General features: G+C 72.8%; 26 protein-coding genes. 15 read left to right on the plus strand and 11 right to left on the minus strand.

The window, feature by feature from the left end; all coding sequences use genetic code 11:
* Nucleotides 1-80: 80 nt before the first annotated feature.
* Nucleotides 81-815, plus strand: coding sequence for an ECF transporter S component (locus tag QJ852_08960; GenBank protein ID WGX99434.1), 735 nt, complete (start codon nucleotides 81-83; stop codon nucleotides 813-815).
* A gap of 75 nt (nucleotides 816-890) precedes the next feature.
* Here the strand turns inward: QJ852_08960 and QJ852_08965 are convergent, their stop codons facing one another.
* From QJ852_08965 to QJ852_08990, 6 genes are all read right to left on the minus strand, one after another.
* Nucleotides 891-1643, minus strand: a complete 753-nt coding sequence (locus QJ852_08965) for a hypothetical protein (protein WGX98566.1) — start codon at nucleotides 1641-1643, stop codon at nucleotides 891-893.
* A 107-nt stretch (nucleotides 1644-1750) separates the two neighbouring features.
* On the minus strand, nucleotides 1751-2929 hold the full coding sequence (locus QJ852_08970; GenBank protein WGX98567.1) for a PQQ-dependent sugar dehydrogenase: 1179 nt from the start codon (nucleotides 2927-2929) through the stop codon (nucleotides 1751-1753).
* Nucleotides 2926-3861 (minus strand): alpha/beta hydrolase, encoded by a 936-nt coding sequence (locus QJ852_08975; GenBank protein WGX98568.1) that lies wholly within the window; start codon nucleotides 3859-3861, stop codon nucleotides 2926-2928. Before QJ852_08975 ends, QJ852_08970 begins: the two co-directional genes overlap by 4 nt.
* 41 nt (nucleotides 3862-3902) lie before the next feature.
* On the minus strand, nucleotides 3903-4106 hold the full coding sequence (locus tag QJ852_08980; protein WGX98569.1) for a hypothetical protein: 204 nt from the start codon (nucleotides 4104-4106) through the stop codon (nucleotides 3903-3905).
* 67 nt (nucleotides 4107-4173) lie between these two features.
* Nucleotides 4174-5055 carry an EamA family transporter gene (locus tag QJ852_08985; protein WGX98570.1) on the minus strand — a complete coding sequence of 294 codons (882 nt, stop codon included), beginning with the start codon at nucleotides 5053-5055 and terminating at the stop codon, nucleotides 4174-4176.
* A gap of 87 nt (nucleotides 5056-5142) precedes the next feature.
* The gene (locus QJ852_08990; protein WGX98571.1) at nucleotides 5143-7050 is read right to left on the minus strand and encodes a hypothetical protein; all 1908 of its coding nucleotides are present in this window, start codon (nucleotides 7048-7050) and stop codon (nucleotides 5143-5145) included.
* Between the two features lie 317 nt (nucleotides 7051-7367).
* On the opposite strand from QJ852_08990, the gene QJ852_08995 reads away from it, so the two are divergent.
* On the plus strand, nucleotides 7368-10037 hold the full coding sequence (locus tag QJ852_08995; protein ID WGX98572.1) for an AAA family ATPase: 2670 nt from the start codon (nucleotides 7368-7370) through the stop codon (nucleotides 10035-10037).
* Entirely contained in the window at nucleotides 10034-10213 is a 180-nt protein-coding gene (locus QJ852_09000) for a LuxR C-terminal-related transcriptional regulator (protein ID WGX98573.1), read from the plus strand. The genes QJ852_08995 and QJ852_09000 overlap by 4 nt, the downstream gene beginning before the upstream one ends.
* Here QJ852_09000 and QJ852_09005 read toward each other — a convergent pair.
* Complete coding sequence (locus tag QJ852_09005) at nucleotides 10203-10508, minus strand: hypothetical protein (GenBank protein ID WGX98574.1); 306 nt, start codon at nucleotides 10506-10508, stop codon at nucleotides 10203-10205. The two genes, QJ852_09000 and QJ852_09005, sit on opposite strands and share 11 nt — an antisense overlap.
* Before the next feature lie 137 nt (nucleotides 10509-10645).
* Between QJ852_09005 and QJ852_09010 the strand changes: the two genes are divergently transcribed.
* From QJ852_09010 to QJ852_09035, 6 genes are all read left to right on the plus strand, one after another.
* Nucleotides 10646-11725, plus strand: coding sequence for an exo-alpha-sialidase (locus QJ852_09010; GenBank protein WGX98575.1), 1080 nt, complete (start codon nucleotides 10646-10648; stop codon nucleotides 11723-11725).
* Between the two features lie 9 nt (nucleotides 11726-11734).
* Complete coding sequence (locus QJ852_09015) at nucleotides 11735-12184, plus strand: SRPBCC family protein (GenBank protein WGX98576.1); 450 nt, start codon at nucleotides 11735-11737, stop codon at nucleotides 12182-12184.
* 91 nt (nucleotides 12185-12275) lie between these two features.
* A complete protein-coding gene (ilvD, locus tag QJ852_09020; protein WGX98577.1) occupies nucleotides 12276-14123 on the plus strand; it encodes a dihydroxy-acid dehydratase in 1848 nt (615 codons plus the stop codon).
* A 19-nt stretch (nucleotides 14124-14142) separates the two neighbouring features.
* Entirely contained in the window at nucleotides 14143-15108 is a 966-nt protein-coding gene (locus QJ852_09025) for a pyridoxamine 5'-phosphate oxidase family protein (protein ID WGX98578.1), read from the plus strand.
* Entirely contained in the window at nucleotides 15105-16067 is a 963-nt protein-coding gene (locus QJ852_09030) for a hypothetical protein (GenBank protein WGX98579.1), read from the plus strand. The genes QJ852_09025 and QJ852_09030 overlap by 4 nt, the downstream gene beginning before the upstream one ends.
* Before the next feature lie 22 nt (nucleotides 16068-16089).
* A complete protein-coding gene (locus tag QJ852_09035; GenBank protein ID WGX98580.1) occupies nucleotides 16090-16803 on the plus strand; it encodes a GNAT family protein in 714 nt (237 codons plus the stop codon).
* Here the strand turns inward: QJ852_09035 and QJ852_09040 are convergent.
* Both QJ852_09040 and QJ852_09045 read right to left on the minus strand, forming a co-directional pair.
* Nucleotides 16790-18604 (minus strand): lipase family protein, encoded by a 1815-nt coding sequence (locus QJ852_09040; protein WGX98581.1) that lies wholly within the window; start codon nucleotides 18602-18604, stop codon nucleotides 16790-16792. The two genes, QJ852_09035 and QJ852_09040, sit on opposite strands and share 14 nt — an antisense overlap.
* Nucleotides 18605-18631: 27 nt before the next feature.
* Nucleotides 18632-19600 (minus strand): SGNH/GDSL hydrolase family protein, encoded by a 969-nt coding sequence (locus tag QJ852_09045; protein ID WGX98582.1) that lies wholly within the window; start codon nucleotides 19598-19600, stop codon nucleotides 18632-18634.
* A 62-nt stretch (nucleotides 19601-19662) separates the two neighbouring features.
* On the opposite strand from QJ852_09045, the gene QJ852_09050 reads away from it, so the two are divergent.
* The 6 genes from QJ852_09050 (at nucleotide 19663) to QJ852_09075 (ending at nucleotide 24925) form a co-directional block, all read left to right on the plus strand.
* Complete coding sequence (locus QJ852_09050; GenBank protein ID WGX98583.1) at nucleotides 19663-20079, plus strand: VOC family protein; 417 nt, start codon at nucleotides 19663-19665, stop codon at nucleotides 20077-20079.
* 523 nt (nucleotides 20080-20602) lie between these two features.
* Complete coding sequence (locus QJ852_09055; protein WGX98584.1) at nucleotides 20603-20788, plus strand: hypothetical protein; 186 nt, start codon at nucleotides 20603-20605, stop codon at nucleotides 20786-20788.
* 236 nt (nucleotides 20789-21024) lie between these two features.
* On the plus strand, nucleotides 21025-22800 hold the full coding sequence (locus QJ852_09060) for an acetolactate synthase large subunit (GenBank protein ID WGX98585.1): 1776 nt from the start codon (nucleotides 21025-21027) through the stop codon (nucleotides 22798-22800).
* Between the two features lie 11 nt (nucleotides 22801-22811).
* The gene (gene ilvN, locus QJ852_09065) at nucleotides 22812-23351 is read left to right on the plus strand and encodes an acetolactate synthase small subunit (GenBank protein WGX98586.1); all 540 of its coding nucleotides are present in this window, start codon (nucleotides 22812-22814) and stop codon (nucleotides 23349-23351) included.
* A gap of 61 nt (nucleotides 23352-23412) precedes the next feature.
* The gene (gene ilvC / locus QJ852_09070; protein ID WGX98587.1) at nucleotides 23413-24438 is read left to right on the plus strand and encodes a ketol-acid reductoisomerase; all 1026 of its coding nucleotides are present in this window, start codon (nucleotides 23413-23415) and stop codon (nucleotides 24436-24438) included.
* An 85-nt stretch (nucleotides 24439-24523) separates the two neighbouring features.
* A complete protein-coding gene (locus tag QJ852_09075; GenBank protein ID WGX98588.1) occupies nucleotides 24524-24925 on the plus strand; it encodes a VOC family protein in 402 nt (133 codons plus the stop codon).
* On the opposite strand, the gene QJ852_09080 is transcribed toward QJ852_09075, so the two are convergent.
* Entirely contained in the window at nucleotides 24906-25358 is a 453-nt protein-coding gene (locus QJ852_09080) for a hypothetical protein (protein ID WGX98589.1), read from the minus strand. The genes QJ852_09075 and QJ852_09080 overlap by 20 nt on opposite strands.
* Nucleotides 25359-25420: 62 nt before the next feature.
* Nucleotides 25421-25855: an EamA family transporter gene (locus QJ852_09085; protein WGX98590.1), complete on the minus strand. Its 435-nt coding sequence runs from the start codon at nucleotides 25853-25855 to the stop codon at nucleotides 25421-25423.
* Nucleotides 25856-25910 lie beyond the last annotated feature (55 nt).

Genomic DNA, 25910 nt, shown 5'->3' on the forward strand with positions numbered 1-25910 from the left:
ACCGGGGCCGCCCGGCCGCGGTCCCGGTGCGGCTGCGCACCGGCGCGGTCCTCACGATCACCTCGGTGATCGGGCTGCTGATGCTGGCCTGGCCACTGCTCCTCGACGTCCCCGCGGACGCCGAGCGGGTCGACCCGCCGTTCCTCTTCCTCCTCCTGCTGCCGGTCATCCTCGGCGTGGTGCTCGCCGAGATGAGCGAGGGCGGGATGGATGCGCGCGTGCTCGCGGTGCTCGGTGTCCTCAGTGCGGTCAACGCCGTGCTGCGCCTGGCCAGCGCCGGTACGGCGGGCCTGGAGCTGGTCTTCTTCCTGCTGATCCTCGGCGGCCGGGTGTTCGGTGCGGGCTTCGGGTTCGTGCTCGGGTGCACCTCGCTGTTCGCCTCGGCGCTGATGACGGCCGGCGTCGGGCCGTGGCTGCCCTTCCAGATGCTCGTCGCCGCCTGGGTGGGGATGGGCGCCGGCCTCCTGCCGCGCCGGATCCGCGGTCGCGGTGAGATCGCCCTGCTCGCGGCGTACGGCGTGGTGTCGGCCTATCTCTACGGCCTGTTGATGAACCTCCAGGGGTGGCCGTTCATGGCGGGCGTGCAGGTGCCCGGCCAGGACTCCACCGAGATCTCCTACGTCCCCGGGGCTCCGCTGCTCGACAACCTGCACCACTTCGTGGTCTACACACTGCTGACCTCGACCGGTGGCTGGGACACCGGTCGCGCGATCACCAACGCGCTCGCCATCGTGCTGCTGGGGCCGGCCGTGCTGGTCACGCTGCGCCGGGCCGCCCGCCGTGCCCGGATCGCGCCGGAGCCGGCGCCCCGGTGACCGGACGCCGACGACCCGGCCCCCGTGAGGGGGCCGGGCCGTCGAGGTGGAACCGGTGAAGCCGGGGAGCGTCGATCAGGGAACGACGGTCACCGTGATGAGGTTGGACGAGAAGTAGTCGTCGAAGCCCGAGTCCTTGGTGTAGTACGCCTGGTAGGTGTACGACTGGTTCGCGACTCCCTTGGGGATCGTGGTGGTGCCGGAGACGACCCGGCTGCAGACGGTCGTGCTGAAGTCGAACGCTCCGTTGCTGACGCTCGCCATGGCGAGGTACGACGGCGACTGCGAGCCGCCGGCGATGTTGCCGTCCTTGTAGATGTCGACGTAGCCGCCGGTGGCCGGAGCGCCCCTGTACTTGACGTTGCCGGACAGCTTGGTGCGGTTGGTGGAGTTGCTGATCGAGCAGGTCAGCGCGGTGGTGTTGAGCGTCAGGGCCGAGTCGTAGACCTCGAACTTGGTCTTGCCCTTCTGCTTCTTGAACTTGACCTTCACCTTGTAGTGCCCGGTGCCGAGGGCCGGGACGGTGTACTTGGCCTTGCCCTTCTTGGCCTTGGCCTTGCCCTTCAGCGTCATGCCGTTGTCGCCGGCGACGGTGAACTTGACCTTGCCGGAGCCGCGCAGGTTCGACGCGGTGAGGACCAGCCTGCTGATGCCGGGCTGGACGCCGGCGGCGGACTTCTTGACCTTGATCTTGTTGCCGGCCTTGGCCTTCGCGGCGACGACCGGGGCGTCGGTGGCGGGGGCCGCTGCGGCGGTCGACGTCAGGGCCGGCGTGGCGAGGGCGACCGCGGTGATCGCGACGACGCCAGCGGAGACGAGCCTGCGCATGTGGAGCTCCTTCATCGGTTGCGACCGATCACATGGAGGGTTGCTCCCGTGTCGGCCAGGGGTGAGACGCAGGGCTACCTTCCCCGGCCGATCGGGGGTAAACCGCCCTACGGCTCGATGAGCAGGATCCGGTCGTCCTCGGCGCCCGGGTCGCCACGGCCGTCCTCGTTGCTGGTGCTCAGCCACAGCCGGCCGTCGGGGGCGCGGACGACGGTCCGCAGCCGCCCGTAGTCACCGTTGCCGCCCTTCGCGGAGAAGTACGCCGTGGGATCGCTCACCTGGCCGTCGGCGACCTTGATCCGCCACAGCCGCTCGCCGTTGAGTGCCGCCATCCACAGATAGCCGCCGGCGTGGGCGAGGCCCGAGGGCGACGCCTCGTCGGTCGACCAGGTCAGCGCCGGACGGGAGTACTTCGCCGGTCCGCCGGTGCCCTCCACGACCGGCCAACCGTAGTCCTGGCCCGGCACGATCCGGTTGAGCTCGTCGGCCTTGCTGTCGCCGAACTCCGAGGCCCACAGCAGGCCCTTGTCGTCGAAGGCGAGGCCCTGCACGTTGCGGTGCCCCCACGACCACACGGCGTCCCCGAACGGGTTGCCGGGAGCGGGCTCGCCGTCGGCGGTGATCCGCAGGATCTTCCCGGCCATCGAGGACCGGTCGCGCGCGAGCTGGTCGTCGCCGATCTCGCCGGTGGAGACGTAGAGGAAGCCGTCGGGGCCGAACGCCAGCCGGCCGCCGTCGTGGATCCGCCCGTCGGGGATGCCGGTCAGGATCGGCTCGGTCGCGCCGAGGTCGTCGCCGTCGAGCCTCGCGCGCACGACGCGGTTGTCCTCGTCGGTGGTGACGTAGAAGTAGATCAGCCCGTCGGTGGCGAAGCCGGGGGAGACCGCGACGCCGAGCAGCCCGGCCTCGCCGCCCGGTGCGGTCTCCGGGATCCGGCCGATCTCGACGACCTCGCCCTCCTGGTCGCTCGTCCCGCCATGGCCCGGCACCTCGGGCGGGGTCACGAGGAGCACCCGCCCGCTGTCGCGCTCGGTGACCACGCCGCGACCGTCGGGCAGGAAGTCGATGCCCCACGGCGTGGCCAGGCCGGAGGCGACCGTCGCGACCACGTCCGGGACGCCGTCGATGGTGAAGATGACCTTGCCGTCGACGACCGATCCGGTCGGCGCCGCGGTCGCGGTGCCCATCACGTCGACGGTGCTCACGTTGCCGCCCTGCCCGCAGCCGGCGACGACGAGCGCCAGCGCGGCGAGCCCGGCCGCGACCCGGCCGCCCGGACGGCTCACGAGAGGCCGTCCAGGAACTCGCGCAGCAGGCCGTGCACCCGCTCGGGCTGCTCCAGCTGCACGAAGTGGGAGCCGCGCAGCTCGACGTACCTGCTCTCCTTGCCGCGCGCGGCCAGGCGCCGCGACGCGCTCGCCATGTCACGGGCGCCGGCCAGGATGTCCCAGGTCGCCGAGACGAACATGGTCGGCACCTCGATCCGGCTCAGTCGCACGCGCGGGTGGCGGGACGTGCTGATCGCGAGGTGGGCGTACCAGTCGACCGGCGTGGTGACGAACTCCCGCAGACCGATCGCCGCGGCGTCGGGGTCGGCGACGGGGAACATGAACCCGGTGCGGCCCAGCAGCCGGACGATGGCGGCGTTGACCGGGAGCCGGCGGACGAGCGGGTTGACCGCCCACCCGGTGTGCTTGGCGACGCGGCAGGCGTTCACCGTGACCGCCCGCGCCAGCAGGCGGGGCAGGTGCAGGGGACCGAGCATGGTCGCGAAGGTGTCGCCCGGGACCCCGCACATGGCGAAGATGCCGCGCACCCGCTCCGGGTGACGGTAGGTCATCTCGAAGGCGGTGTTGACGCCCATCGACCAGCCCATGAGGACCGCGCTGTCGATGCCGAAGTGGTCCATCACGGACAGGCCGTCCTGGACGAAGTGCTCGATCTCGACGTGCCTCGGGTCGGCCGGGCGCTCCGACCCGCCGACGCCGCGGTGGTTCCAGGACACCACCCGCACCCCGCAGTCAGGGTCGAGCAGCCACGGCCACAGCCGGGGGTTCGTGCCGAGCCCGTTGCAGAGCACGACGGTCGGGCCGTCGATCACTCCGTCGGGGTCGTTGGTCCAGGCCCGGACGTGGGTCCCGTCGTCGGACAGGATGTCGCGGAAGGCGATCGACGCGGACCGAACACGCTGCTCGGGCCGGGGAGCGGAGGTCGACATGGGGTCGATTCTGCCGGACCCCGGCCGGGGAGCCGCGTCGATCAGGCGTGCAGCGAGACGGAGCCCTCGAGCCGAGGGGTACGCCGGGCGCCGGCCCGGGCGGCGAGGAAGGCCTCGACCTCCTCCCGCTCGGCGCGGCGCTGGGTGCACGCGGTGAGCGCGACCATGGCGTTGCGACGGGCCCGCTGCTGCAGTGCGACGGACCAGGTGTGGGCGAGACGGGTCAGGGGCTCAGGCAGTGACATGGGGGTGTCAGCTCCGGATGGGGGATGGCGACGGGCCGAACCTACCCTCCGCTGGGGGAGCCCCGGGTCACGTCGGGGTGACGTCCGGGTGAACAGCGGTCCGGGTGGCGCGGGTCGCGCCGACGCTGGCGACGACGACGCACCCGATCGCGACCCACTGCACGGGAGCCAGCGCCTCCCCGACGACGGCCAGGCCCGCGAGCGCGGCCGCGGCCGGCTCCAGGCTCATCAGCACCCCGAAGGTGGCGGCCGGCAGGGTGCGCAGAGCCGCGAGCTCCGCGCTGTAGGGGACGACGGAGCTGAGGAGGCCGACCGCCGCGCCGAGCAGGAGCACCCGGCGGTCGGCCAGGTCGGCGGTGTCCACCGTGAGCAGCAGCGGCGTCAGCAGGACGACGGCCACGAGGCTGGCCACGCCGAGACCGTCGATGCCCTCCCAGCGCCGGCCGGTGGCGGCGCTGGACAGGATGTAGCCGGCCCACGCCGCCCCGGCGAGGACGGCGTACGCGACGCCGACGGGGTCGAGGTGGCCGCGCTCGAAGCCGAGCAGGAGCACCCCGATCGCGGCCAGTCCGACCCACCCGAGGTCGCGCGGCCGACGGAAGCCGACCGCCGCGAGCACCAGCGGCCCGATGAACTCGATGGTCACCGCGACGCCGATCGGGATCCGGGAGAAGGACTGGTAGATGCCCCAGTTCATCGCGCCGAGGCAGGCGCCGTACCGGGCCGCGACCAGCCAGTCCTCCCGGCTGCGTCCCCGCAGCCGGGGGCGGGCCCACAGGAGCAGCACCGCCGCGCTGGTCGCCAGCCGCAGCCAGACCACGCCGTTGGGGGCGAGGTCGTCGAAGAGGAGCTTCGCGAACCCCGCGCCGAGCTGGACCGACGCGATCCCGAGCACGACCAGGCCGACCGCCAGGCCCAGCGACGGGCCGTGGCGGGGGGTCGGGTGCACGGGCACACGCTAACCGCGGGTCCCCGAACGCCACGAACCGCCGATCTCCCCACGGATCGGCGGTTCGGGCCCTCCCGGGCGGGTGGGCTACTTGGCGGCGACGAGGCCGTCGACGGTGACCTTGCGGCCGTTCTTGCTGACCACCTTGATCTTGAGCGTGCCGCCCTGGACGCCGGCGAAGTCGGCGAGGGTGACGGTCGACCGACCGGCGCCCTTGAGGCTGATCTTCTTCAGCAGGGTGCCGTTCCAGGTGACCTTGATCTTGCCGCCCTTCTTGGCCTTGGTGACCATGAGCGCGAGATGACGGGCCTGGACGCCGTCGATGACGAGCTTGCGCCCCTTCTTCTTGGCGGTCGTGGCGGTGTTGTTGAACGCGCCGGCCTGGGCGACGCGCTTCCACTTCTTGCCGGTCAGTGCGGTGTCGTCGAGCGGGACGGTCGTGCAGCGCTCGCCGGAGCGGAAGCCGAGGTTGTTGGCCTTGTCGACGCCCTGGACCTCGAAGCAGTAGGTGCCGCCGAAGGCGCCGGCGAAGGGCTGCGAGGAGGTCGTGACGTCGTTCGCGATGACCTGCTGCGGACCGAAGCCGCCGTTCCACGCGGCCGAGCGGACCATGACGTCGGTGCCCTTGACGCCGGACAGCGAGTCGGTGACGCTCCAGGCGACGTCGAAGCCGGGCGCCGCGGCCTGGGCGCCGGGGGCGGTGAGCTGGGCCGTGGGACCGGCGACGTCGAGGAAGTCCGCCTCGACGTACGACGAGAAGCCGTTCTCGACGATGCCGGCGGCGACCACATTGCCCTCGCGGTCCATGTCGGCGGCGAAGGGGCCGTCGGTGGCGCCGGCGTCATACTCGTTGAAGAGCAGGACCGGGTTGGTCCGGTGCCGCAGGGTGAGCCGGTCCGCGTCGTTGTGGACGACGACCTGGGCGCCCCGATCGGACACCAGCGGGACCGTGACCGTGCTGGTCACCGTGTCACTCTCCACCGTGCTCGCCGCGCCCCAGTCGCTGCCGGGCTGGTGCGCGGCGATGCTGACGGCGTAGTCGTTGTCGACGAAGGTCGACCACGTCGCGACCGCCCGGCCGTTCGGGCTCACGTGGAGCGCCCGCTGCGTCGTGCCGACCCCGCTGGGCGAGACGATGTCGAAGCCGGTGACCTCACCGGCGGCGGTGACGCCGGAGGAGACGGCGAGGATCTTGCCGGCGTCGAAGCCGCCGAACAGGATCGTGCCGCTGCCGTCGTCGCCGACTCCCGCCTTGACGTCGGCCACCACGTCACCAGGCCAGGTCGCGTCGTCAGGCGTGGTCCATCCCGTCGTGGGCGTGCGACGGCTCACCGAGGCGACGTACTCGCCGTCGGTGTAGCCCCGGTAGGCGACCAGAGCGTTGCCGTCGGGCGAGACGTCGATGCTGGGGTTGACTCCCATGCCGTCGACCTGGTCGTGCTGCGGCGCCTGTCCCGGAGTCCAGGTCGTCGCGTGGACCGCGTGCACGGGCCCGATCTCGACACCCGCGGCCACGTAGACCCGTCCCGCACCGTCCATGGCGACGTCCGTGCTGTTGACCGTGTCGACGTCTCCGCTCAGCGGCGCCGAGCCGTCCCAGGTGCCGTTGGCCAGCAGTCGCGAGCCACGGATCCGCTCCTCACCGAGGATCGTCTGGGTCCACACGACGACGGCGTCGCCGCGGTCGTTGGCGGCCACGTGGACGTCGTGGGCGGCGGTGACGGGGGCGGCGGTGACGGACTTGGCCGCGCCCCAGGCGCCGTCGGTGGCGATGGCGGCGTACACCTTGGTGCCGCCGGGGACCGGGCGGGCCCAGGCGGCGACGGCGTCGCCGGAGCCGAAGGCGGCCACGTCGACGGAGTCGGGTACGTCGCCGGAGCCGCTGATGTTGCCGCCGTCGATGCCCCCCACGGCCTGGGCCGGGGTGGCGACGCCGAGGGACAGGGTGCCGGCGGCGAGGGCCGCCGCGGTCAGTCCGAGGAGCTGGGTGCGCATCGTGGTGCCTTTCGTGAGGATGGGCACGGGGCCCGGTTGCGTTGTTCGACGGGGGTAGGAGCGTCCGGCCGGGGGGACCTTGCAGATTTCCGTGGATCTTCTTCTCGGCCACCTGTCGAGCTGGTGACACCACGCTCCTCGACGGGCGGGGGTCGTCACATCCGCACACACCACCGAACCAACGCCGGGCGCCACGGAGACAGCCACGCAGACAACACGGAGCGAAGACGCGGCCCCGCGCTCTACGAACGTGTTGGGGAAGGTCGTGGCCTACTACGCGCCGCCCACGACTTCCCCACACGTTCTACGATGCCGACGTGCGCTCGCCCGTGCTCGTGTCTCGGACCGCCGAGCGGGCGCGCCTCACGGCCGCCGTCGCCGGTCTCGGCGAGGGGCGGGGAGGGCTGTGGGTGCTGCGCGGTGACCCCGGCATCGGCAAGTCCCGGCTCGCCACGGCGGTGGCCTCGGCCGCGGCCGAGCAGGGCCTGGAGGTCCTGTCGGGCCGCGCCGTGCCCTCCGGTACGCCGACCCCGCTGCGCCCGCTCAGCGAGGCGCTGCTGTCGTGGCTGCGCACCCACGAGGTCCCGGAGGACCGGCTGCTGGCGCCCTACCTCCCCACGCTGGCCCGGCTCGCGCCTCAACTCGGTCCGGTCGCCGCCGACGGCACGTCCTCGGTGATGCTGCTCGGCGAGGCCCTGCTGCGCCTGGCCCGGACCGTCCCGGCACCGGGCATGGTGCTGGTGGTCGAGGACCTGCACTGGGCCGATCCCGAGACCCTGGCCCTGGTGGAGTACCTCGCCGACAACGCGCAGGCCGTCCCGCTGCTGGTGGTGGCGACCAGCCGGCTGCACGAGTCGCCGACGGCCGGCGCGATGCTCGTCGAGTTGGAGCGGCGGCGGTCCGCCGAGATCGTCGACCTGCTCCCGATGGGCGACGCCGACGTGACCGCCGTCGCTCGTGCCTGCCTGGGGGCGGAGCCTCCGGCCGAGGTCGAGCGCTGGCTGCAGCGCTACAGCGCCGGCTACCCCCTCCTGGTGGAGGAGATGCTGGCCGACCTGCGCGACGCCGGGGTGCTGGCGGAGCGGGACGGATCATGGGCGCTGGCGGGGCCGCTGCCGGTGATGGTGCCGCGGCCCTTCGTGCGTTCCGTCGAGGGACGTCTGGCCGAGGTCGGGCCGGCGGCGCGGGACGTCGCGACCGCCGCGGCGATGCTGGGCGTCGAATTCGACTGGAGACCGGTGGCCGATGCCCTCGGGCTCTCCGAGGGCACCGTCGCCGACGCGCTGCGCGAGCTGCGGGACCAGCGGCTGGTCGTCGCGGCGTCGCCGGACCGGTTCGGGTTCCGGCACGCGCTCACCCGCGAGGCGGTGCTGACCGGCCTCCTCGCGCCGGAGCGCTCCCGGTTGGCGGCCCTGCTCGCCGCCGTGCTCGCCGCCCGGACCCCGGACCGGGCCGTCGCCGCCGAGGACCATCATCAGCTCGCCGAGCTGTTCGAGGCCGCCGGGGACGACACCCGGGCGGTCGAGCTCTGGCTGGCCACCGCCCGCGACGCGATCGACAGGGGCGCGCTGGTCAGCGCCGGCGAGGCGATCGGCCGCGCGCTGCGCCGCTGCGCGCCGGGCAGTGGGCTGGAGAGCCGTGCCCGCGAGGCCGAGGTCGAGGTGCACGCCCTCGCGGGCGACGTACCGCGGGCGCTGGCGGCGGGCGAGCGGCTGGCCGCGGAGCTCGGTGGCGAGCCCGCCCGGCTGGCCGCCGTACGCCTGCGGCTGGCCCGGGCCCTGCTCGCCGGCGGGCAGTGGGACGACGCGGAGGCGATGCTGGCCGCGGCGGACGGCCACGATCCGGCCGAGGAGCACGTGCTCGCCGCGCGGCTGGCGCTGGGCAGGGAGGACGACGCCGCCGCGGCGGAGCGGGCCTCCGCCGCGCTGGCGGGCATCGGGGAGGACCGGCCGGAGATCGCCTGCGAGGCGTGGGAGGTGCTCGGCCGCGCGGCCCGGGCGCGCGACTTCGTGGCGGCCGAGGACGCGTTCGAGTCCGGCTACCGGCTGGCCGACGCGCGGGACCTGCCGCTGTGGCGCTGTCGGCTGCTCGCCGCGCTCGGGTCGCTCGACCTGGCCGCCCGCCGGCCGACCGAGGACCGGCTGGTCGCGGCGCGGCGGGCCGCACTGGACGCCGGCGCGATCGCGACGGCCGCCCGGATCGAGGTCGAGCTCAACCTCGTCCGGGTCCGCTACCTCGAGCTCGACGAGGCCCTGGCCGCCGTCGACAACGCCATCATGATGATGGGCCGGCTGCGGCTGCCGGACCTCGCGACGGCGTACCTCCTGCGGGCAGCGACGCATGGGCTCGCCGGCCGCACCGAGGCGATGGAGGCCGACGTGACCGCGGCCCTCGGGCTGCCGATGGACGAGGGGCTGCGGGCGGTCGGCGTCCCGGGCCACATCCGGTCCTTCGTCGCCCTCGCGCACGGCCGGTACGACGAGGCACGCACCCAGCTCGCGATGGCGATGGAGTACCACCGCCGCATCCCCAGCATGCCCTTCTCCCTGCGCGGCTTCTGGGCGCTCCTGGAGACCGCCCGCACCGGTGACGGCGCGGCGGCACGGGAGGAGGTGCGGAGCGGCCCGCAGGCGAACAGTCCGCACAACAGCTTCGCCCTGCGCTACGCCGACGCGATCGCCCTCGGCCGGGCGGGCGAGCGAGCCGAGGCCGAACGGGTGTTCGCCGACGCGGAGTGGGGCCTGCCGGGCCGCGAGCCCTGGCCGGAGCTGCACGCCCGGCTGCTCGTCGCGGTCGCGGCGGCGCGCGCGACGGATGGGGAACGCCGGAGCCGTGGTTCCGGCACTGCCTCGACGGCCTGGTCGGCTACGGTCTCACCGAGGCGGCGTCCGGCTGCCGGGTCGCGATGCGGGCGGCGGGCTTCGCCGTGCCGCGCAAGGCCGCCGGCGCCCAGCGGGTGCCGGCGCATCTCCAGCGGCTCGGGGTGACCGCCCGGGAGTACGACGTGCTCGAGCTGGTCGCCGAGGGCCTGCAGAACAAGCACATCGCGGGCCGGCTCCACCTCTCGGTCCGCACCGTCGAGACCCATGTCGCACGGCTGCTGCAGCGCACCGGGTGCGGCGAGCGGGGCGAGCTGGCCGCGTACCTGTCGACTACAACCTGATGCTGGGGCGGGTGGCCAGGCCGAGGTCCTCGACCGCCTCGAGCCGCTCGCACCACCAGGACCGGGCGGTGTCGTGGGCGCCGGGACGGAGCGCCGCCTCGAGCGCCGGGACGGCGTCGGCGCCGGCCAGCTCCACCAGGACCGTGCAGCGGTCGTGGTCCGCGGCCAGCAGCCACCGGCTGGTCACGAAGCCCGGCAGCCGGCGCAGCCACGGCGCGACCTCGCCCCGCAGCCGGGCCAGCACCTCGTCGCTGCGGTCGGGGACGAGGACCAGGGTGGCCAGCAGCATCGTCATGTCCCCAGCCTCGCCCGTCCGGCGCTGGCCTACATCCGTGGCGGCTACGGACTCAACAATTCGCCGTGTCCGGGCGATGACTTCTGTCGGGGGCCGGGGTCACAGTAGGGAGAGGACGACGACGAGCGGAGGCTGGGATGACGACGATCCTCATGGTCGGGACGCGCAAGGGGCTTTGGGTGGGGCACTCGGAGGACCGGGGCGACTGGCGGTTCACGGGCCCGCATCACGACATGGAGGAGGTCTACTCCTGCCTGGTCGACACGCGCGGTTCGGCGCCCCGTCTCTTCGCGGGGGCCTCGTCGAGCTGGCTGGGGCCCCAGCTGCGCTGGTCCGACGACCTCGGCGAGACCTGGCAGGAGACGCCCAACGGGGCGGTGCGCTTCCCCGAGGGGGCGGGCGCCGCCGTCGAGCGGATCTGGCAGGTGGTGCCCGGTGCCGGCGACGGTGTGCTGCACGCCGGCACCGAGCCCGGCGCGGTCTTCACCTCCCGCGACGGCGGGGCGAGCTTCGCCCTCGAGGAGGGGCTGTGGAACCACCCCCACCGCGCCGAGTGGGGCGAGGGCTTCGGCGGGCAGGCCTTCCACACCGTGCTCCCGCACCCGACCGATCCGGCGTCCCTGACGGTCGCGATCTCGACCGGCGGCGTCTACCGCACCACCGACGGCGGCGCCTCCTGGGCGCCGCGCAACCAGGGCATCCGCGCCGACTTCCTGCCCGAGGACCAGCGCTACCCGGAGTTCGGCCAGTGCGTGCACAAGGTGACCCGCCATCCCTCGCGGCCCGAGCGCCTCTATGCCCAGAACCACGGCGGCGTCTACCGCTCCGACGACGAGGGTGGGTCGTGGACCTCGATCGGCGACAGCCTGCCCAGCGACTTCGGGTTCCCGATCGTCGTCCACCCCCACCGGCCCGACACCATCTGGGTGTTCCCGCTCGGCGGGGGCGAGCGCCGCTACCCGCCGGACGCGCAGGCCCGGGTGTGGCGATCCGACGACGCCGGCGAGTCCTGGACGCCGTACGCCGCCGGGCTGCCCGAGGCGTTCTACGTCGGTGTCATGCGCGATGCCATGTGCGTCGACACCCATGACCCGGCCGGTCTCTACTTCGGCGCCCGCAACGGCTCGGTCTGGGCCTCGGCCGACGACGGCGAGAGCTGGCGGCAGATCGCGGCCGACCTGCCCGACGTCATGTCCGTCAAGGTCGGCGTGGCCTAGGTCCCGGCCATGCCCGCCTTCGCGCAGACCCACGAGACCACCGTCGCCGCGCCCGTGACGACCCTGCACGCGCTCATCGACGACTTCCACGCGTGGAGCAGGTGGTCGCCCTGGGAGGGGCTCGACCCCGACCTGCGCCGCACCTACGACGGCGCGGGCGTCGGCGCCTCCTACGCCTGGGCCGGCAACAAGCAGGCCGGCGAGGGCCGGATGACGTTCACCTCCATCACCGCCGAGCAGGTGGTCGTCGACCTGGAGTTCGTCAAGCCGTTCAGGGCGAGCAATGTCGTCACCTTCGACCTCGCGCCGGTCGGCGCCGGCACCCGCGTGGCCTGGACGATGAGCGGCCGGCGCAACCTCCTGTTCGCGGTGCTCGGCGCGCTGTTCTTCGACAAGGCGATCGGCAAGGACTTCGAGAAGGGACTGGCCTCGCTGAAGGCCGCGGCCGAGCAGGGCTGAGCTCGGGGCTGGCCTCGGGGCTGACCTCGGGGCTGACCTCGGGGCTGAGATCGGATCCGGGCGACGTGGCCCACAGGCGTAGCCTTGGCCCATGCCCACCCTCCGTTCCGCGACGTCCACCTCGGGCCGCAACATGGCCGGCGCGCGCGCCCTGTGGCGCGCCACCGGCATGACCGACTCGGACTTCGGCAAGCCGATCATCGCCATCGCCAACTCGTTCACCGAGTTCGTCCCCGGTCACGTCCACCTGCGTGATCTCGGCAAGATCGTCGCGGAGTCCGTCGTCGCCAACGGCGGCGTCGCCAAGGAGTTCAACACCATCGCGGTCGACGACGGCATCGCGATGGGGCACGGCGGCATGCTCTACTCCCTGCCGAGCCGCGAGCTGATCGCGGACGCGGTCGAGTACATGGTCCAGGCGCACTGCGCCGATGCCATCGTGTGCATCTCCAACTGCGACAAGATCACCCCCGGCATGCTGCTGGCCGCCCTGCGGCTCAACATCCCCGTCGTGTTCGTCTCCGGCGGTCCGATGGAGGCCGGCAAGACGGTCGCCATCGAGGGCATCGTGCACAGCAAGCTCGACCTGGTCGACGCGATGTCGGCGTCGGCCAACGACGCGGTCAGCGACGAGCAGCTCGACGTCATCGAGCGCTCGGCCTGCCCGACCTGCGGCTCGTGCTCGGGCATGTTCACCGCCAACTCGATGAACTGCCTCACCGAGGCGATCGGGCTGTCGCTGCCGGGCAACGGCTCGACGCTGGCGACCCACGCCAAGCGCCGCGCGCTGTTCGAGGAGGCCGGCCGGGTCGTCATGGACCTGTGCCGCCGCTACTACGACGGCGACGACGAGTCGGTGCTGCCGCGCAATATCGCCACCCGCGAGGCCTTCGAGAACGCCGTCGCCCTCGACGTCGCGATGGGCGGCTCGACCAACACCGTGCTCCACCTGCTGGCCGCGGCCCGCGAGGCCGAGCTCGACTTCGACGTCCACGACATCGACGCGATCTCGCGCCGGGTGCCGTGCCTGTCCAAGGTCGCGCCCAACTCGCCGAAGTTCCACATGGAGGACGTCCACCGCGCCGGCGGCATCCCGGCCCTGCTCGGCGAGCTGCGCCGCGGCGGCGCGCTCCACGAGAACGTCCACTCGGTGCACTCGCCTGATCTCGACAGCTGGCTGGGCCGCTGGGACATCCGTGGGGAGAGCCCGTCGGCCGAGGCGCTGGAGCTGTTCCAAGCGGCACCGGGCGGCGTCCGCACGACCGAGCCGTTCTCCACCGACAACCGCTGGGGCGAGCTCGACACCGATGCCGCCGAGGGCTGCATCCGCGACATCGAGCACGCCTACTCCGCCGACGGCGGGCTGGCGATCCTCAGCGGCAACGTCGCGGTCGACGGCTGCGTCGTCAAGACCGCCGGCGTGGCCGAGGAGGCGCTGGTCTTCCATGGCACCGCGATCGTCTTCGAGTCCCAGGACGCCGCCGTCGAGGGGATCCTCGGCAAGCGGGTCGAGGCCGGGCACGTCGTCGTCATCCGCTACGAGGGCCCCAAGGGCGGCCCCGGCATGCAGGAGATGCTCTACCCGACGGCCTTCCTCAAGGGCCGGGGGCTGGGCGCGAAGTGCGCGCTCATCACCGACGGCCGGTTCTCCGGCGGCACGAGCGGCCTCTCGATCGGGCACATCTCGCCCGAGGCGGCCGGTGGCGGCCTGATCGCGCTGATCGAGGACGGCGACCCGATCTCGATCGACATCCCCAACCGCAGCATCCACCTCGACGTCGACGACCACGTCCTCGCCGAGCGCCGGGTGCTGCAGGAGAAGCGCGACAAGCCCTACACGCCGCTCGACCGCGACCGCCTGGTCTCGGCCGCGCTGCGGGCCTACGCGTCGATGGCGACCGCCGCCTCCGACGGCGCCTACCGCCGCGTCCCGGACTGATCGGGACTGAGCGAGCGCGATGGGCAAGGTGCATGAGCGGGTCGAGGGACGCCTGCGCGCCTTCGTCGAGCGGCAGCACGTCTTCTTCGTGGGGACGGCGCCGCTGGCCGGCGACGGCCACGTCAACGTCTCTCCGCGCGGCATCCCCGGCACGTTCGGGTTGCTCGACGAGCGCACCTTCGCCTGGGTCGACACGTCGGGCAGCGGCAGTGAGACCATCGCCCACCTGCGTGAGAACGGGCGCATCGTCGTCATGTTCTGCGCCTTCGACGGTGCACCGAATGTCGTCCGCTTCCACGGCCGCGGGCGGGTCGTGACGCGCTACGACGAGGGGTACGCCGAGCTCGCGGCCCGCTTCGTCGACCTGCCCGGCGCCCGCGCGGTGATCGTGGTCGACATCGACCGCGTCTCCGACGCCTGCGGCTACGGCGTCCCGCTCATGGACTACGCCGGCGAGCGCGACCTCCTCCCGCGGTACTTCCGGCGCAAGGGGGTCGAGGGCTCCGCCGACTACCGGCGCCGCAAGAACCGCACGAGCATCGACGGGCTGCCGGCCTACGACTACGACCCGCTCGACGAGTGGGCGACCCTCGACGGGCTCGGCCGGATCCGCGAGCGCCTCGCCGCGCAGATCGACGACTGGACGTACCCGATGTCCTTCGGGCTCGCTCTCGACGGCGAGCTCGGCCACGTCAACCTCCCCGGCGGCCAGCACCGGCTGGCCGCCGTCGTGCTCGCCACCGTGCTCAAGCACGACGGCTCGACCGCGACCATCGCGGTCAGTCCGCAGCAGCTGAGCGAGGCGATCACCGCCTTGGCGCCCGCGACCGCGTGCACCGAGGTCGACCACCCCAACCTCGCCGCGTGGCGGGCCCTCCGCGACGCGTACGACGAGCGCGGCGGTGTGATCACCGCGGTGTTCGTGCGGGATGGGGCGGACCCGGTGACCTCCCCGGTCGACGCCGACCTGCGCGGGCGCTGGTGACTCCTCCGCACCGCGTGGCCGCGGTCGTCATCGTGGCGCTGGCGCTGCTGCTGGCGGCCTTCACCGACCCCGGGCACGGCTCCCGGGACGACTCCGGCGTGCTGCGGCTGCTGACCGGACCGGCGCCCGCGTCCCAGGAGGCGGATCCGGAGGCGTCACCGGAAGCCGGCGCGGGCGCAGCCCGCTGGCGCAGCGAGCGGGTGCTTCCGGACCGCGGGATGCTGGTGGCCTACTACGGCACCCCCGGCACCGGTGCGCTCGGCGTCCTGGGAGAGACCGCTCCGCGCAAGGCGTTCCGGCGGCTGATGCGGGCGGCCCGCCCGTTCGAGCGCCCGGGCCGACCGGTGCGCCCGGTGTTCGAGCTGATCGTCAGCATCGCCGATGCCCATCCGGGCAAGGACGGAGACTTCAGCCACGACGTGCGCAAGGCTCAGGTCCGCCGGTACGTCGACGCGGCCCGTGAGCTCGGCGCGCTGCTCGTCCTCGACCTCCAGACCGGCCGCTCCGACTTCCTGTCCGTGGCGCAGCGCTGGTCGTGGGCGCTCGAGGAGCCCCACGTCGGGCTGGCGATCGACCCCGAGTGGCGGATGCGCCGTCACCAGGTGCCCGGGCGGGTGATCGGCGGTGTCGGCGCGGCCGAGGTCAACCGGACCAGCGCCTGGCTGGCTGACCTCGTCGTCGCTCACGACCTGCCCGAGAAGGTGTTCATCGTCCACCAGTTCCGCACCTCGATGGTGCGTCACATCGGGCGGATCGAGCCGCGCGACGGCCTCCAGTTGATCCAGCACGTCGACGGCTTCGGCACCCGTGGCCAGAAGCTCGACACCTATCGGGCAGTGGCCCGCCCCGATCTCTTCGCCATGGGCTTCAAGCTGTTCTACGACGAGGACGTGAACCGCATGGGCGCAAAGGCGGTCCACCAGATCCGGCCGCGCGTGCGGTTCGTGTCCTACCAGTGAGCCAGCGGTGAGCGGAGAGACGATGAGCGCGACCAACGAGTACGGCCAGGGTGTCGGCGCGGCGGTGCCCGGCTGGGAGCCCCGGCCGCGCCCGGAGCCGGTCCTGCTCCAGGGCCGCCACGTCACCGTCGAGCCGCTGAGCTCCGCCCGGTACGCCGAGCTCTTCGCCGCGACCTGCGGCGACGGCGATGCCGACCTGTGGACCTACCGGCCGATCCCGCGCCCGGGCACGCTGCCGGAGCTGTGGATGCACCTCGCCGCGCACCTCGACGACCCGGCGCTGGTGACCTTCGCGCTGGTCCCGCTGGAGGGTGACGCGGCGGGTACGGCGGCCGGCATCGCGTCGTACCTCAGGATCGAGCCGGCCCACGGCCAGGTCGAGGTGGGCGGCGTCCTCTTCGGCCGCGCGCTCCAGCGCACCCGCGCCGCGACCGAGGCGATCCACCTGCTGATGAGACACGCGTTCGACGACCTCGGCTACCGGCGCTTCGAGTGGAAGTGCGACAGCCGCAACGAGCCGTCGCGGCGGGCCGCGCGGCGGCTCGGGTTCGTCGAGGAGGGCCGGTTCCGCAACCACATGGTGACGCAGGGACGCAACCGCGACACGGACTGGTTCTCGGTCATCGACACCGACTGGCCCGCCGTCCGCACCGCCCACGAGCAGTGGCTGGACCCCGCGAACTTCGACGCCGCGGGTCGGCAGCGCCGCCGCCTCGGCGAGCTCACGGCGTCGTAGCGCAGTTCGGCCGCGACGGGCGCTCCGCGAGGCGGTCCTGGGTCCAGGCCACGACATCGTCGTCGAGCGGCGAGCCGGCCTCGAGCACGCTCATGTGGGTGCCGCCGGGGTAGCCGTGGAACTCGACGTCGGTGCCCCGGGCGCACAGGTCGGCGACGTAGTCCTGGTTGATCCCGAACGCGATGACCTCGTCCTGCTCACCCTGACCGACGAAGAGCGGCGCCGCCCAGGGCCCGGTCGGGATGTTCTCCGTCAGGCGCTGGCCGAAGCGGCCATCGAGTGCGCCCGGGCGGACCAGCGGGGTGTCGCGGGCGACCGAGAGCCCGGTCAGGATGGTGACGAGCGTGCCTCCCTCGTCGGTGCAGCGGGACGCGGCCTCCCGGATCAGGGTCCCCGCCGAGCGCGGCGCGGCGTCGGTCAGGGTGAGGTCGGCGTAGTAGTCGGCATACGCTTGCGTCACGAAGGCGATGCCCAGGCTCGCGCCCGGCGCGCCGGGTCGGGCGACCACCCGGTCGGCGATGGCCCGCGGGTTGCTGGCGGGAGACAGCGCCGCCGTACCCACGACGTCGAGGTCCGGTGCGTACGACGGCGCGAGCTGGCCGGCCCACAGTGCGCCGTGCCCGCCCTGGGAGTGCCCCCAGACCACGGTCCGGCCGTCGAGCTCCACGCCCTCGACCTGGCCGGCGGCGCGCGCCGCGTCGAGGACGGCCCGGCCCTCGCCCTGACCGATGAGGTACGGCATGGCGCCCTCCGCGCCCATCCCCGGGTAGTCGCTCGACACGAACGCCCAACCCAGCTCGGCGAGACGGTCGGCACCGGGCTGGTGGTCGGAGGTGAGCACGTCGGGGCCGGTCGACGGCGCGCAGGCTCGGGCGATACCGACCGTGCCGTGCGCCCAGGTGACGAGGGGGAGCGGGCCTGTCACCCGCTCGGGCACGGCGAGGACGCCCGTGCTGGGGACGATCCGGCCCTCCGCATCGGTGGTCGTGTAGTAGATCCGGGTGCCGGTCATGCCCCGCGGCAGGTCGCCGTCGTACGGAGCGGTGCGGATCAGCACGCCCGGCTCGTCGGGCAGCGCCGCGGGCGTGTCGTAGAACCCGTCGAGCACCGGTGCCCCGTCCCGCAGCGTGTGGCTGACCCAGGCGGTCCCGCCCGCGGCCACCAGGACGGCGGTCGCCAGCACGACCCGCACCGCGGTCCGCGGACGGCCGTGGTCGCGCCGCCGGGGACCGACCAGCGCGCGGACCAGGAGGGATGCACCGAAGACGGCGGTCCGGCCGCCGAACAGGACGCCGACGACGATGAGGGTCGCGTCGGGCCAGGTCAGGGCCAGGACGCCGAAGACGATCTCGGCGCCGCCGAGCAGCGCGCCCACGGCGTGCGCCCAGGACCGGCTGCGGGCGAACCGGAGCACCCCGAGACCGCCGGCGACCAGCAGCACGACCCCCGCGGCGGGCGCGAAGAGGTCGACGTCGCGGCCCCACCACACCAGCCCGGTCAGCCCGGCCAGCAGCCACCAGGCCCCGGTGGCGAGCCGGAGCCGATCGACGCCCGGCGGGTGGTCGGGATCGTCGGGGCGGCCGGTGAGCTCGGCCAGACCGGACAGCAGGCAGCTCGCGGCGAGGTAGATCCCCAGGAACCCGACCGCGGTGAGCGGCCGGACGAACAGGAAGAGGCCGAGGACGACCAGCACGGCGCCGACGGCGGCGAGCACCCCGCGGGGCGCCCCCGCGACCAGCCAGGGGACCGCCCGGAAGCGGCTCCGAGGCAGGGATACGGGCTCAGTGGGACCGGTCGTCACCCGACGAACCTAGTGGGCCGGTTCGGATCAGCGGCCGAGAACGTTCAGCACCGACTCGGCCTGCGCCCGCGCGCCGGCGGAGTTCGGGTGGGCGGGCACCGCCACGGCCAGGTCGTTGAGCGAGAGCACGCCGAGCCCCTCGACGTACCTCGTGCGGGGGCCGGTGCAGACGTGGTGGCCGGTGCTGAGCGGGTGGGTGTCGACCAGCTCGGCGCCGCCGCGCTCCGCGGCTCGGGCGAGCATCTCGTTGAGCCGGGCGAAGGTGTCGTGGAGGTAGGCCATGTCGGCGTTCGTGATCGGGACCACGGGCCAGCAGCCGCGCTTCGGGATCGCGTCGAGGTAGTTGACCAGGAGGACCCGGGCCTCGGGCGAGCGGCGGTGGATCTCGGTGAGCGCGGCGACGACCTTGTCCTCGGATGCGGCGATGTTCTGCGCCAGCCGGTCTACGCCGCCGCGGGTGAAGCGCTTCGCGCAGGCGCCCAGCGGGGGCTGTGCGAGGTCGACGAGCGGCAGCACGTCCGGCAGGGGGAGGGGTCGGGTGGGGACCCCGATCGGGGTCAGCGAGATGCAGGACATCGCACCGCTCGCGATCCCGGCGTCGTTGCCGCCGATGCCGACGGTCACCAGGTCGGTGGTCGGCGTGAGCCGGTCGAACTGCGGTGGGTTGACGCCGCCGAGCGGCAGTCGCTGCGGCTGCGTGAAGTCGTCGGTCGTCGCGGAGCCGCAGGTCGCGTCCCGGAAGGTCGTGACGCCGAGCCGGCGGGCGACGAGCTTCGGGTAGTTGCGGTGGGACTGCGCACAGTCGATCGGCGCGTGCGTCGCGTCGGGCAGACCGTCCCGGTCGAGCAGGACGACGTCGGCGGACCACGAGTCGCCGAGGGCGACGTACTCGTCGTAGCCCGGCTCGGCCACGGCCCGCGTCGGTGGGGTGAGGGCCAGGGCCGAGACGGCCAGCGCAAGGAGTCCGAGCAGAGCGGAGGCACGACGGGGGAGCATGTTCTCCCCAACGACCGAGTGTGACGACGGTCACTGTCGGAGGGGTCTGCTTGGGTCGCCCCATGGACCCCAGGATCAGCTTCATCACCCTCGCCGTGGACGACCTCGACGCCAGCCGGCGCTTCTACCGCGACGGTCTGGGCTGGACTCCCGAGCTCGACGTGCCGGGTGAGGTGCTGATGTTCCGCACGGGCCAGCTCCTCGTCCTGTCCTTGTGGGAGCGCGGTCATTTCGAGGCCGAGGTGGGGGCGACCATGACCGGTCCCGGCGTCGCGCCGCTGACCATCGCCCACAACCTGCCCACGCCTGCGGGTGTCGACGAGGTGCTCGAGGCGGCGCGCGCGGCCGGCGCGTCGGTCGTGCACCCCGCCGTGCAGCGTGACTGGGGCGGCTATTCCGGCTACTTCGCCGATCCCGACGGCTACCGGTGGGAGATCGCCTACAACCCGGGACCGGTCGGAGAGGTGGTCCTGCCCTGAGGGCGGCCGCCACCAGCTCGTGGCTCGCGTTGACCCGGCGTTGACTCCGTGCCGGGGCGTGCGTCCACACTGGAAGACGTGACGGACAGCTCGGCGGGCGACCTGCTGACCGGTGTCGTCGGCAGCCTGATCGCCGACATCGGCGCCGGCCGGGCGCCGGCGCTGGCCGACGAGGTCGACGCCGTCCACCGGCTCCGGACGTCGGTGCGGCGGCTCCGCAACGTGCTGGCCGGGTTCGACCGTCAGGTGAGGCGGCGGCCGGCGCGCGTGCTGCGCGACCGCCTCGCGTCGTACGGTGCGCTCTTGGGTGTCGGGCGCGATCTCGAGGTGCGCGCGGCGGACTGCCGCCGGGTGCAGGCGGAGGTCGGGCGCCGCGATCTCGAGCCGGTGCGCCTCGCTCCACTGCTCGCGGCCGGCGCCGGTGCCCACGCGGTGCTGGTCGATTGGCACGCCAGTCCGGACGCCGAGACGCTCGGCCGCCTGCTGGACGACTGGGCGGCGCGCGGCGTGCCGCTGACCTCGCGTGCCGATCGGCCGGTCGCGACGGAGCCGGCTCGGCGCGCATCGCGACGCGCTGCTGCTCGCCGGGCACCTCGGGTCGGCGGGTGCGCCGGCCGTCGTCGTCGCCCACGTCGAGGCGGGTGCGAGCCGCGCCCTCGACGGCCTTGCGGAGGCGCTGGCGGCGCTCCGCGCGGAGGACGAGATCTGAGACCGGCGTCTTGCGATCTGGGACGAAGTGCGACACTGGTTCGACGGCACGACGTGCGGCGGCTACGGTGAGTCCATGCTTGACCTGATTCTCGTACCCTCCGGACGCGCCAGCTGAGCCTGACCAGGACTTCCGTCAGACGAACGCCAGCGCGTCCACCCCTCGTTGCCCAGCAACCGAGGGGTTTTTTGTTGAGTACGACGTAGCCACCACAGCAGAGACAAGGAACGACTCGGATGAGTGAGCAGCAGGGCTCGGGCGCCGATTCCCAGGCAGAAGGCATCACCGGAGCGCAGAGCCTGGTCCGGTCCCTCGAGGCAGCCGGGGTCACCGACATCTTCGGCATCCCGGGCGGCGCGATCCTCCCGGCGTACGACCCGCTGATGGACAGCAGCATCCGCCACATCCTCGTGCGCCACGAGCAGGGCGCGGGCCACGCCGCCCAGGGGTACGCCGCCGCGTCGGGGAGGGTCGGCGTCTGCATGGCGACCTCGGGCCCGGGTGCGACCAACCTGGTCACGCCGCTCGCGGACGCCCACATGGACTCGCTCCCGATGGTCGCCATCACCGGCCAGGTCGGCGCGTCCCTGATCGGCACCGACGCCTTCCAGGAGGCGGACATCCGCGGCATCACGATGCCGATCACCAAGCACAGCTTCCTGGTGACCGACCCCGCCGAGATCCCGACCAAGGTCGCCGAGGCCTTCCACATCGCCTCGACCGGACGGCCCGGCCCGGTCCTGGTCGACGTCACCAAGTCGGCGCTGCAGTCCGGCACGACCTTCCGGTGGCCGACGGAGCTCAACCTGCCCGGGTACCGCCCGGTGACCCGGCCGCACGCCAAGCAGATCCGTGAGGCGGCCCGGCTGATCCTCGAGTCCCGCAAGCCCGTCCTCTACGTCGGCGGCGGCACCATCCGGTCCGGCGCCTCCAGGGAGCTGCTGGCGCTCGCCGAGCTCACCGGCATCCCGGTGATCACCACACTGATGGCGCGCGGCGCGTTCCCCGACAGCCACCCGCAGCACCTCGGCATGCCCGGCATGCACGGCACGGTGGCGGCTGTCGCGGCGCTGCAGAAGAGCGACCTGATCATCAGCCTCGGCGCTCGTTTCGACGACCGGGTCACCGGCAACCTCGACTCGTTCGCGCCCGGCGCCAAGGTCATCCACGCCGACATCGACCCGGCGGAGATCGGCAAGAACCGGTTCGCCGACGTCCCGATCGTGGGCGACGTCCGCGAGGTGCTGGTCGACCTGATCACCACCCTGCGCACCGAGCAGGAGGCCGGCCACACCGGTGACTACGAGGGCTGGGTGGCCTTCTGCGCCGGCGTGAAGACGAAGTACCCGCTCGGCTACGACCGTCCGGCCGACGGTGGTCTCGCGCCGCAGTACGTCCTGGAGCGACTCGGCGTGCTCTCGGGCCCCGACACGATCTACACCGCGGGCGTGGGCCAGCACCAGATGTGGGCGGCGCACTACGTCGGCTACGAGCGCCCCAACACCTGGATCAACTCCGGCGGTCTCGGCACGATGGGCTTCTCGGTGCCGGCCGCGATGGGCGCGAAGGTCGCGATGCCCGACCAGACCGTGTGGTCGGTCGACGGCGACGGCTGCTTCCAGATGACCAACCAGGAGCTCGCCACCTGCGCGATCAACAACATCCCGATCAAGGTCGCGGTCATCAACAACGAGTCGCTCGGCATGGTGCGCCAGTGGCAGACGCTGTTCTACAACAGCCGCTACTCCAACACCGACCTGCACTCCAAGCGGATCCCCGACTTCGTCAAGCTCGCCGACGCCTACGGCTGCGTCGGCCTGGCCTGCGAGTCGCCGGACGAGGTCGACGCCACGATCCAGAAGGCGATGGAGATCAACGACGTCCCGGTCGTCGTCGACTTCCGGGTCCACCGCGATGCCATGGTGTGGCCGATGGTCGCCGCCGGCACCAGCAACGACGACATCAAGTACGCGCGCGACCTCGCGCCGCAGTTCGACGAAGACGACCTCTGAGGGGCATCGACATGGCCAAGCACACCCTGTCCGTCCTCGTGGAGGACAAGCCCGGCGTCCTGGCGCGGATCTCCGCGCTGTTCAGCCGCCGCGGCTTCAACATCGAGTCGCTCGCGGTCGGCCCGACCGAGCACGACGAGATCTCGCGGATGACCATCGTCGTCAACGTGGAGTCCTCGCCGCTCGAGCAGGTGACCAAGCAGCTCAACAAGCTGGTCGAGGTCATCAAGATCGTGGAGCTGGACCCCGTCGCGTCGGTCCACCGCGAGCTGGTGCTCGTGAAGGTCGGCGCCACCGCCGAGAACCGTGGCGAGGTCCTCGACGTCGTCCAGCTCTTCCGGGCCAAGGTCATCGACGTCGCCTCGGACGCGATCACCATGCAGATCGTCGGCAACGACGGCAAGATCGCCGACTTCCTGCGCGTGCTGGAGCCCTTCGGAATCCGCGAGCTCGTGCAGTCCGGCATGGTGGCCATCGGCCGCGGGCCGCGCTCCATCTCGGAGCGCGGCAAGCCCGTCGCCGTCCCGGTGCCGCCGGTCGCCCACGCCTGAACCACCCGCAGTCCATCACCACCATCACCAACCAGCCCCAACCAGCAAGGAGAAGCCCGACGTGGCTGAGATCTACTACGACGACGACGCCGACCTGTCCCTGATCCAGGGCAAGCACGTCGCCGTCATCGGTTACGGCAGCCAGGGCCACGCCCACGCGCTGAACCTGCGCGACTCCGGCGTCGACGTGCGTGTCGGCCTCAAGGAGGGCTCGAAGAGCCGCGCCAAGGCCGAGGAGGAGGGCCTGCGCGTCCTCACGCCGCGCGAGGCGGCGGAGGAGGCTGACGTCATCGTCATCCTCGCCCCCGACCAGGTCCAGCGCCACCTCTACGCCGACGACATCGCGCCGGCGCTCGCCGAGGGCGACACCCTGGTGTTCGGACACGGCTTCAACATCCGCTTCGGCTACATCCAGCCCCCGGCCGGCGTCGACGTCATCCTCGTCGCGCCGAAGGCCCCGGGGCACACCGTGCGCCGCGAGTACGTCGCCGGTCGCGGCATCCCGGACATCATCGCCGTGGAGCAGGACGCCTCGGGCAAGGCCTGGGACCTCGCGAAGTCCTACGCGAAGGGCATCGGCGGCACCCGCGCCGGCGTCATCAAGACCACCTTCACCGAGGAGACCGAGACCGACCTGTTCGGTGAGCAGTCGGTCCTGTGCGGTGGTGTGTCGCAGCTGATCCAGTACGGCTACGAGACCCTCACCGAGGCCGGTTACCAGGGCGAGATCGCCTACTTCGAGGTCCTCCACGAGCTCAAGCTCATCGTGGACCTGATGTGGGAGGGCGGCATCGCCAAGCAGCGCTGGTCGGTCTCCGACACCGCCGAGTACGGCGACTACGTCTCCGGCCCGCGGGTCATCGACGGCCGGGTGAAGGAGAACATGCAGGCCGTGCTCGCCGACATCCAGAGCGGCGCGTTCGCCGAGCGCTTCATCGCCGACCAGGACGCCGGCGCGCCGGAGTTCATGGCGCTGCGCGAGAAGGGTGCGCAGCACCCGATCGAGGCCGTCGGCAAGACGCTGCGCTCGCACTTCTCGTGGGCCCAGAGCGACGACGACTACACGGAGGGCTCGGCCGCGCGCTGACGCTCCGCACGGAGTCATCCGCACGACGACACCCCCGGACCCGCCAGGGCCGGGGGTGTCGGCGTCCGGTGGCAGAGTCGCGACCATGGGCCACCCACGGTTGCGCAGCATCGTCCTCGACACCACCGACGTGCCCGAGCTCGCCGAGTTCTACCGACGGCTGCTCGGCTGGTCCTACCCCGAGGGCTACGACATCGAGGAGTTCACCGACTGGCGTGCGATCCTCGGGCCCGGCGGCGAGCGGATCGCGTTCCAGCAGGTCGCCGAGCTCGCCCCGACCACCTGGCCCGAGCCGGACGTGCCCCAGCAGGCCCATCTCGATCTCGTCGTCGACACCCGGGCCGACCTCGAGGAGAGCCACCGGCGCGCGCTGGGGCTCGGCGCGGTCCTCCGGCTGGACCGCTCCGACGACCCCGAGGAGCCGCTGCGGGTCTACGCCGATCCCGCCGGCCATCTGTTCTGCCTGTTCACCCACGACGTGGACTGAGCAGGTCCAGCAACCTCCGTTCGAGGGCGGGGGAGCGGCCCGCGACGTCGAGGCGGGTCGCGCTGCCGGCCGTCGCCAGGGACAGCCGGGTGGAGCGGTGCCGCGCCCCGGCGGTGACGGAGACGTCCCGGACCGAGGCGCGCCGGAACAGGAGGGTGGCGGTGTGCGCTCGTACCAGCCGCCGGCGGTAGGCGACCACGACCGCCACCGGGGTGACGACGGCCAGCGCGTCGACGGGTACGCCGTCCACGAGTCTGCCGACCAGCGCGAGATCCACCGCGCCGTGCTGGGCGACCACCGGGTCGACGGCCCTCGCGAGTCGCCGGTGGATCCGCCGGGCGCGGCGCGCGAGCCGGGGGGCGTCGGCCAGGTCCGCGAAGTCGTCGAGGGCCAGGGCGATCGCCGGGCAGCGGCGGGGCGGTCGGCGGTCCATGGCCAGGACGCTAGGCGTGGCATCCGGCACCGTCGATGGGGAGAACTCCCCGCCGCCGCGGGTCAGCCGCTGAGCACGAGCAGCACGGCGCCGGCGCCGACCAGGGCCACGCCGCCCCACTGCAGCGCCGACAGCCGCTCGCCGAGCAGCGTCACGCCGAACACCGCGACCAGCACCACGCTGAGCTTGTCGACCGGAGCCACCAGGGACGCGTCGCCGAGCTTGAGGGCGCGGAAGTAGCAGATCCACGACGCGCCGGTCGCCAGCCCGGACAGCACGAGGAAGAGCCAGGTCCGGCAGCTGATCTCGCCGGGTGCGTGGAGCTTGCCGAGCGTCAGCAGGATCAGGCCCAGTGTCACCAGGATCACGATGGTGCGGATGAAGGTGGCGACGTCGGAGTCGATCTCCTTGACCCCCACCTTCGCGAAGATCGCGGTGAGTGCCGCGAACACCGCGGACAGCAGTGCCCAGAACCACCAGGTCGAGGTCAGGTCCATCGCAGCTCCGTAACGTCATTCGTCCTGTGGGCTCGAGCCCACAGAACGCATGACG

It is taken from the genome of Nocardioides sp. L-11A (assembly GCA_029961745.1).
Classification (GTDB): Bacteria; Actinomycetota; Actinomycetes; order Propionibacteriales; family Nocardioidaceae; genus Nocardioides.